This is a genomic window from uncultured Tissierella sp., assembly GCF_902479755.1.
In the GTDB taxonomy this organism is placed as follows: Bacteria; Bacillota; Clostridia; order Tissierellales; family Tissierellaceae; genus Tissierella; species Tissierella carlieri.
This window is the reverse complement of sequence record NZ_CABSQO010000076.1, coordinates 1-8,301: the sequence shown is the minus strand read 5'-3', so window position 1 is coordinate 8,301 and position 8,301 is coordinate 1. Positions and strand designations below refer to the sequence as shown.

The 8,301-nt window shown below is 30.7% G+C and carries 9 protein-coding genes; 2 read left to right on the top strand and 7 right to left on the bottom strand.

The features are described 5' to 3' along the window. Positions 1–79: 79 nt before the first annotated feature. Positions 80–343 (top strand): hypothetical protein, encoded by a 264-nt coding sequence (locus RDK80_RS19825; RefSeq protein ID WP_216561410.1) that lies wholly within the window; start codon positions 80–82, stop codon positions 341–343. A 655-nt stretch (positions 344–998) separates the two neighbouring features. Next, on the top strand, positions 999–2,453 hold the full coding sequence (locus RDK80_RS19820) for a nicotinate phosphoribosyltransferase (protein ID WP_094898809.1): 1,455 nt from the start codon (positions 999–1,001) through the stop codon (positions 2,451–2,453). A gap of 62 nt (positions 2,454–2,515) precedes the next feature. On the opposite strand, the gene RDK80_RS19815 is transcribed toward RDK80_RS19820, so the two are convergent. The 7 genes from RDK80_RS19815 to RDK80_RS19785 all read right to left on the bottom strand — a co-directional run. Further along, a complete protein-coding gene (locus RDK80_RS19815) occupies positions 2,516–3,388 on the bottom strand; it encodes a hypothetical protein (protein ID WP_094898808.1) in 873 nt (290 codons plus the stop codon). A gap of 250 nt (positions 3,389–3,638) precedes the next feature. Continuing rightward, positions 3,639–4,844 (bottom strand): hypothetical protein, encoded by a 1,206-nt coding sequence (locus tag RDK80_RS19810; protein WP_308525289.1) that lies wholly within the window; start codon positions 4,842–4,844, stop codon positions 3,639–3,641. Then, complete coding sequence (locus tag RDK80_RS19805) at positions 4,845–5,921, bottom strand: DUF58 domain-containing protein (RefSeq protein ID WP_308525288.1); 1,077 nt, start codon at positions 5,919–5,921, stop codon at positions 4,845–4,847. Positions 5,922–5,929: 8 nt separating this feature from the next. Further along, on the bottom strand, positions 5,930–6,871 hold the full coding sequence (locus tag RDK80_RS19800) for a MoxR family ATPase (protein ID WP_308525287.1): 942 nt from the start codon (positions 6,869–6,871) through the stop codon (positions 5,930–5,932). Between the two features lie 156 nt (positions 6,872–7,027). Further along, positions 7,028–7,309: a transposase gene (locus tag RDK80_RS19795; RefSeq protein WP_308525286.1), complete on the bottom strand. Its 282-nt coding sequence runs from the start codon at positions 7,307–7,309 to the stop codon at positions 7,028–7,030. 92 nt (positions 7,310–7,401) lie between these two features. Beyond that, on the bottom strand, positions 7,402–7,857 hold the full coding sequence (locus tag RDK80_RS19790; RefSeq protein WP_308525285.1) for a V-type ATP synthase subunit D: 456 nt from the start codon (positions 7,855–7,857) through the stop codon (positions 7,402–7,404). Between the two features lie 50 nt (positions 7,858–7,907). Next, on the bottom strand, positions 7,908–8,301 hold a 394-nt coding region (locus RDK80_RS19785), incomplete at its 5' end, for an accessory gene regulator B family protein (RefSeq protein WP_308525284.1).

Genomic DNA, 8,301 nt, shown 5'->3' with positions numbered 1-8,301 from the left:
ACATTGTACCATACAGAGGTTGGAGTCCTCAATTTTCATTTAAGTTTACAAAACGTATTAGGTTTTTAGGAGGAACTTTATGCTTAAAAATGTTTTGAAGGAAATATCTAGTTCTAAAGTGTTTTCTATTCCTCTAATTGCAAAAAATTTAAATATAACAGAAGCTTTAGTTGAGGAGACAGTGAAAGAATTATCTAGAATGGAATATATTATTGAAGATATGGGATCCCCTACCTGCGAAACAAAATGCAGCGGTTGTTCAATGAAATCTTTCTGTAATATAGTCCCAATAAAGACCATTAGTATAACAGATAAGGGGAAAAAGATATTAGAAAATATGTAGCTATTTAACTTCAATGAAATTATATAAATTTCATTGAAGTTTTTTATCTTTTATGTTTAAAATCAAATATCTGGGTATAATATTAATACATATATCACTAAAATATTTTATCAAATCACTTGACTAAAGTGCTGAAGTGGTATATAATTAAAATAAATAAAGCTTTAGTTACTTCCAGCCTAACTATTTAGAAGTTTGTTAGTAACAGCAGTAACGATTTAGTATTTGATTAGTATAGTATTAATGGTAAAAATTTGAGGATAATCGAATAAGTAATCCTTTAGTAAATGCAGAAAAAATATTCTGTATATTATCCAACCTTCAAAGATTGGAAGTGTAGAAGCGTAAAGAAGCTCCTACAAGAAAAACATTTAAATCTCATAAAGATTTTAGTAGTAGAAGTATAGTAAATGTTGTGGTAAGTTTTTTAACCCCTCATTAGTCCAAAGTTAAGGAGTGTATCAAAAGATTGAATTTAGCAATTGAACCAAATTGTTTAGGTTGGAGTAGCTGCAAAAAGCTTTATTTTAAATGATGGGTAGTTTCTAAAAATAAAAGAAATTACCCATCTATTATTTTTTGTTAATTTCCTTTATTGAATTTTTTCTGTTATAGGACTATAATTAGGGTAATATATACAAAAAGGAGACTACAAATGATAAGTTTGGATTGGAAAGAGAGAAAAAATCTTACTATGTTGGCAGATTTCTATGAATTCACTATGGCCAATGGATATCTAGAAAATGGTATGGAAAATCAGATTGCATATTTTGATATGTTCTTTAGAACTATACCAGATGATGGTGGATTTGCTATTATGGCTGGCGTTGAGCAACTAATAGAATATCTAAGAAATCTTAAATTTGATGAAGAAGATATTGCCTATTTTGAATCTAAAAAAATCTTCTCCGAAAATTTTATAAGCTATTTAAAAAATTTTAAGTTTGAATGCGATGTATGGGCTATTCCTGAAGGAACACCTATATTTCCTCAAGAACCTATAGTAGTTGTCAGAGGTCCAGTAGTGCAAGCTCAACTAATAGAAACTATGGTTCTCCTAACTATAAACCATCAGAGTTTAATTGCTACAAAGGCTAATAGAATAGTTAGGGCTGCTGATGGTAGAACTGTTATGGAATTTGGTTCTAGACGTGCTCAAGGTTATGAAGGGGCAATTTTAGGTGCTAGGGCTGCATATATTGGGGGCTGTATTGGAACTGCTAATACCATAGTAGATAGGGATTTTGATATCCCTGCATTAGGAACCATGGCTCATAGCTGGGTACAAATGTTTCCTACAGAATTAGATGCATTTAGGGCATATGCTAAGATTTATCCAAATAACTGTACTCTTCTAGTAGATACTTACAACACTTTAAAAGAAGGTATCCCTAATGCAATAAAGGTATTCAATGAAGAAATTTTACCATTGGGATTTAGACCAAAAGGCATTAGAATTGATAGTGGTGATATTGCTTATTTATCTAAAGAAGCTCGTAAAATGCTTGATGAAGCAGGATTTTCTGACTGCAATATTGTAGCATCTAGCTCTTTAGACGAGTATGTTATAAGAGATTTATTGATCCAAGGTGCAAAAATTGATTCCTTTGGAGTTGGTGAAAGACTTATAACAGCAAAATCTCAGCCAGTCTTTGGTGGTGTCTATAAACTAACCACAATAGAAAAAGACGGGAAGCTTATACCTAAGATAAAAGTTAGTGAAAATGTAGGTAAAATAACTACTCCAGGATTTAAACAAGTTTACAGATTGTTTGATAAGGCTACAAATAAAGCTATCGCTGATGTAATTACTTTACACAATGAAATCATCGATGAGACTAAACCTTATGAAATCTTCCATCCTCTATATACATGGAAGAGAAAAACATTGGAGAATTTTTATGTTAAGAAACTCTTAGTACAGATATTTGAAAATGGTCATTGCATTTATGAAAATCCAAATATTCATGATATAAGAACATATTGTAAAGAACAATTAGATTTGATGTGGGATGAAGTTAAAAGATTTGAAAGACCTCATAGATATTTTGTAGACTTATCTCAATCATTATGGGATATTAAAGATGAGTTACTAAAAAAACATAGGTAATGAAACATTAAGAGGGGACTCTTCTGCTGCAAATTTTGCCGCAATAGGATCTCCCTCTTATCTTATTCCTTACTATGCTTATCAGCAAGTAATGCATATAATGTTATCCATTTATTAGGCCTGCCAATTTTCCCAATCTTGAAATACGGTTTTGATAATGATTTATCGAGAAGATACCTGCCCTCATCATCCCTTTTACTTTCTAAGATTTTTCTAGCCTTTATATAACCTGCTCTATTTCCAGCTCCAAGAATTGCAAGTGCATATAGACTACTTTGTAATCCAATTTTTATAGGATCAAGGGGATAAAAAGTTCCTGCCATTTCGTTGACAACAAATCTTGTATTATCATCATGACGATATACTACATTACGATCTATAAAATAATCAACTAATTGACTATTCTGTGGTAAAATAACATCAATTTTTTTCAGCTCTGCTGCAAGTAAAAGATAGGACGCTGTAATTCGTATACAGCTTTTATGAGGTAGCTTAGGATCATTTATTTTTTTACTTTTACTTATACATCCAAAACCTCCATCAGATTTTTGCACAGAAAATGCTTTTGGAATTTCCTCTTTAACCATGGGATTATCATAATAGCCAAGGGCTACTAGATTGCGAAGGAGAAACCCTTCCCCGCATAGCATTTTAAAGCCTGTATTAGCTATAATACGCTCAACGTATTCATCAATTTTAACATCATATCTTGTTAACCCAAATTCTGCAAGTGCTGAAAAGGCATTATAGTCCTCCCATTTTTTATCAAGCTCAAACTTCATCATGATATTTGCAACAGCATCGGAGTTCATAAGTTTATCATATGCTGTTTTTACACATATATCATCCTTAGGCATATCCAATAACTCAACCATGGTACGATATTTTATTTCAGGTGTATCATCTTCGAGAAGCCAGCTAATAACATCATTCATTATAAATCCTCCTTGACATATAAAACATGTATATAATGATTATAATCTATAATACTTGACAACAGTATGTCATCTTTACTGAAACTAATTATAGTTATCTCAGGCTTAAATAAATACAGGACCAGAGTTATTAATTCATTTTATAGTATCGCAGATTCTTTGAAATAAAAAGTATCATTTTTGGTGCAACTTTCGCTTTCTTACATATAAGCTAGCTAAAATGGCCACCGCAAATGATACTTATTCCTTGTTATAGATTCTTATATAAGCTTTCCATTTCTTCTACAATATTTTTATCTGCATCTTTATTACCATAGCGACTGTCTATATATATCTTTCTAATTCCTTCAATTTTATCTTCAAATATCTCCTCAGCCTTTTCATTTATATCTAGAGAAGTGTCAGATTTTAATATTTGAATCTTCTTCTTATCTAGCTTTTCCAGATATCTTCTATAGTAATACCTTATTTGCTCATTTAATTCCCTTGGATACTTTTCTCTAGAAAATCTTTTTTTCTTTTTCCTAGGTTCTTTTATATATTCTCTTTCCTCTGTATATTCTAGGCCTTTGTAGCTTCTCTCTCCTACTTTGATGATCAGTTTATAAATTATATAGATTGTAGTCATAATCAACAGGATGCCTATTACTTTTTGAACTAATGTATTACCCCATCTAACTGCATTCTTTTTTAAAGTCCGAGATGATTCATTAGTAGACTCTCCTAATAATTGTTCTAATACATCATTCCCATTCTCCATCATTTTTCCTTTTATATATTCCATGACTTTATTTAATATAGTTACCATAATGGTGATAGGATAATATAATATCTTCATTATTATCTCAATTAAAAATAAATATATTCCCTTAATTATAAGGAATATGGCGTTCCTTAACTTATCTAATGTAACTATGAAAGATGTAACAGATATCATCACTATATACCTTAAATTTACTTGATTTATTTTTTGCATATCCATACCAGTTGATATATGTCTAATTGACCTTACCAGTATAATTGTAGTCATCAAATATATTATAGCAAAAGGTATACTAATATTAATAAAATTGTAATATCCTTCATTTATCGTTAATATCAAAATACACGTTACTCCATATACTATATAAGTCTTTTTTAATTTATCTACATATTCACTATAACTGCCCTTCATAAATGATTTTGTTATGTAGGTATGAATAAGAAAAGCTGCTATAACTACAAAATAGATAGACTCCATATTATTATAGAATATCAACGGTGCTAATAAAAGCAAAGCAATAATTTGATATGTCTTTGACCGTCTATAAGTATAGGCAAATATAGCAGATACTGTAATTGACCAAATAAAGATTATAAATATTTCACTAATAGAGGCAAAGGGAAAAAATATTGTCAGTAAAGAGTATATAAACGACACTACGGACATTATTTCAAGCAAAATTATTCCTGTCATCTAATCACCCCTAAACCTAATTATATTCTTATTTAAATCTTCTAAATACTTATCATCCACAGATATGACCACTGTTTTATTTACAGTTTTCCCTAAGAAATTTATAGGCTCTATATAGGATTCTAGTATCTTTGGTGTAATAATTGCAACTGTAGTGTAATTTCCTTGTCTTCTGCTAATATTCTTTAAGGTCTCCTCAAAGGTAAATGATACTGTATAACTCATACTCCCTAGTATTTCAAGAAAATGATAAAGATGATTAGCACCCAATCCTGGATGATAGAAATGACCTTTTATATAGTTAGAACCAGCATTACATGCATTAGATGCCAATCCATAAGGAATCCTTAGCTTTTCAAATTCTTCCATTACTGCCCTTGTAATAGATATGGCTTTCTCTATTCTATCATCATCTATTCCACGCCAATAGGGCTTCGCACTCTCAATATTTAAAACTATGAGAACACTGTTATCCGTAGTAAAATCAAAATTCTTGACCATCAGATTATTATACTTTGCAGATGATGGCCAGTGAATAAATTTTTGTGGTTCATTTCCAGTATATTCTCTTATGCCAATGGTCATAAGAGGATCATCTATTATCCATCTCTTTACTGAAATGTCACCATTTAGAGATCCTATTGGAGAAATGCTTTCATTAAGATCTATTTTTTTAGGAAATATTATTAGCTCTCTTTTTATTTCTATATCCTCATAGGATTTATTAAATCCAACAAAATCTCCTAATTCTAAATTCACATCCTTTATTCTATATAATCCTCTCTTTTCTCCAGATATCTTATAGGTTCTTTTCACCCTTTGATAAGGCATGATAAATAATGTATATATATTTCCATCTAGGTTAAAACCTTTTGGGAATTTTTCTTCTACACTAAGAAAGGAAATTGTTAGAGGTTTTTTATTTTCAATTATGGAAACAATTTCAATTTCTTCTCCTATTTCAAAAGTATTTTTCCCTACTTCCATTTTATACGTTAAATTCCTAAAACCATAGTATAAGGTTGCCTTATTAATTAAATAGGTAACACCAATTAGACCTATTAGAAACCAAATCATGGCTATACCTATATATTTTCTAAGGGAACTTCTACTGTTTCAACTATTCCCTTAACTAGTTCTAATGAATCTTCTATACTATTTATACCACGAGCAATTATCCTATGGTTTAATACATATGGAGCCATTGTCTTTATGTCTTCAGGTACTATATAGTCTCTTCCATTGATAGCAGCATAAGCTCTCGAAGCTTTAAATAAGGCTATCGAGCCTCTTGGGCTTACTCCTAGCTCAATTTCTTTCTTGTTTCTAGTTTCATTAACTATGTTTACTAAATAATCCATAACTTCATCTTGAATAGATACTTTAGATATCTCTGATAATATGTGTTTTAATTCTTCATGACTAATTATTGGTTCTATATTATCCAGGGGATCCCCTATGTTTTTCCTTATTATGATTTTTTCTTCTTCTTTTGTAGGATAACCTAATTTAATACGCATAAAAAATCTATCTAGTTGTGCCTCAGGAAGCGGAAATGTTCCAAAGGATTCTACAGGGTTTTGAGTAGCCAGCACCATAAATGGCATATGTAACTTTCTAGTCTCCCCATCAGCTGTAATTTGCTTTTCCTCCATAGCTTCTAGAAGAGATGATTGAGTCCTAGGTGTTGCTCTATTTATTTCATCTGTAAGGACTATATTGGAGAATAAAGGTCCTTCTCTAAACTCAAAATCTCCAGTTTTTTGATTGTAAAAATTAATTCCTGTAATGTCTGATGGCAGCAAATCTGGTGTAAATTGGATTCTTTTAAAGGGTAAATCTAATGTCTTTGAGAATGCCTTTATCATCATAGTCTTTCCCATGCCTGGTATATCCTCTAAAAGAACATGTCCCCCTGAAAGAAATGATACTATAATCAGCTCTATCTCTTTTTCTTTGCCGATTATCACTTTTGATACATTATCTACTATTTTCTCTTTAAAATCAGTAAATCTTTGTAAGTTCATAAGCCTTCCCCCTTTTTTCTGAAAATTGTTTTTATACTATATATTTAGATTATACCTTATATTATAAAGATAAAACAAGGAAGAAAAAAGAACTCTTATGAGTTCTGATGTGCCCCCTATAAGTTAGACTTTGTAGCGTAGTAGTTTTGTGAACTGCTACGCTATTTTTTGTGCAGCCGAAAGCGCTAAATCCTGATAGGAAACCTCTGTAGTTAGATGCAACTCTACCACATGAAGCTTAAATTCGAAAGAGTAAGTTTGATTTTTTCGTTTTCTCATTAAGTTATCAGAGCCAAATTCATTGTATGCAGAAACCCATTTTTGTAAGTCCCTCGTAGAAGAGATATTATATTTTTCAGATAGAAAAGCGAATCCGCCCTTTCCAGCTAAATATTCTTGCACAACTTTCATCTTAAATTCATAACTATATTTTGACATTTAAAAACCGACCTCCCATCAGTTAGATTCCTAGATCTAACTTTTGGGGGTCGGTTCAGAACTTTCTATCCTTCTGGTAGTTTTATATTATCCTACTTACCCTTAACCCTCTTAAGTCTAAAGAAGTCTTCTCTTTCCTTTTCTTCCAATACTTCTTCAATATACTTAATCGTAGTAGTATATTTAGGGATTTGGATTTTATCTAGAGCGTTAGCTCTTTTTTGAGTCTTTTTTATTTCCATTGCTAATTTATATACCGAATTTTCTATTTCTGCTAAATCGTAAATAAGTTTTCTTATATCTGAAAAGTTTAATACTGCTTTGTCAAAAGCTGGATTTGTTCTGAAAAATCCATATTCCGTTGTAAGCTTAGTATCTTCCCTCTTTATCATGGGAACTTCTACTCCCATTACAGATTTAAATAATATATGGAAATCTTGTTCCTTCTCAATGGAGCCTGCTATCTCCTCTACAGATTCAGTACCCATGGTTATATTAGCTAATTTTAGAGCCTCATAGGCCTCTTTAAATTCAGTATCTATTTTCACTAGCTTTATCTATCAGAGACATCATTTCTCTTATGAGAACCGTTCTCTTTCTATCTAGTTTTAATGCTTAATGCCACTACCATTAAAGAACTGCTAATGGCAAAGAAGTAATTAATCTCATTTAATAAACCTAGTGCTATTAATGCATGGCATGTTGTTACTAAGGCTAATATAATATTTAACCATTTGTCTTCTTTTATATTGCTTTTATTTATAATCTCTTCATTTGCTATTCCATTTTTATGTACCATAGGTTTAGCAATATAGATTCTTATAGTAGAATAAATAATAAATAATATCCCTATAACTTCTTTCAGATTCTGGCTCAACAATTTTTCTAGTATTACTATTATTATGAAATTCAAACTAGTAATAAACAAACATCCTAGGTATGTCTTACTATGATATCCACTTATATTTCTCCTAAATAAAATCAATACACTT

Excerpts from the sequence above, each read along its gene's own strand:
- RDK80_RS19825 (WP_216561410.1), top strand. The coding sequence starts at position 80 with ATGCTTAAAAATGTTTTGAAGGAAATATCTAGTTCTAAAGTGTTTTCT.
- RDK80_RS19815 (WP_094898808.1), bottom strand. The coding sequence starts at position 3,388 with ATGAATGATGTTATTAGCTGGCTTCTCGAAGATGATACACCTGAAATA.
- RDK80_RS19820 (WP_094898809.1), top strand. The coding sequence starts at position 999 with ATGATAAGTTTGGATTGGAAAGAGAGAAAAAATCTTACTATGTTGGCA.
- RDK80_RS19805 (WP_308525288.1), bottom strand. The coding sequence starts at position 5,921 with ATGATTTGGTTTCTAATAGGTCTAATTGGTGTTACCTATTTAATTAAT.
- RDK80_RS19800 (WP_308525287.1), bottom strand. The coding sequence starts at position 6,871 with ATGAACTTACAAAGATTTACTGATTTTAAAGAGAAAATAGTAGATAAT.
- RDK80_RS19810 (WP_308525289.1), bottom strand. The coding sequence starts at position 4,844 with ATGACAGGAATAATTTTGCTTGAAATAATGTCCGTAGTGTCGTTTATA.
- RDK80_RS19795 (WP_308525286.1), bottom strand. The coding sequence starts at position 7,309 with ATGTCAAAATATAGTTATGAATTTAAGATGAAAGTTGTGCAAGAATAT.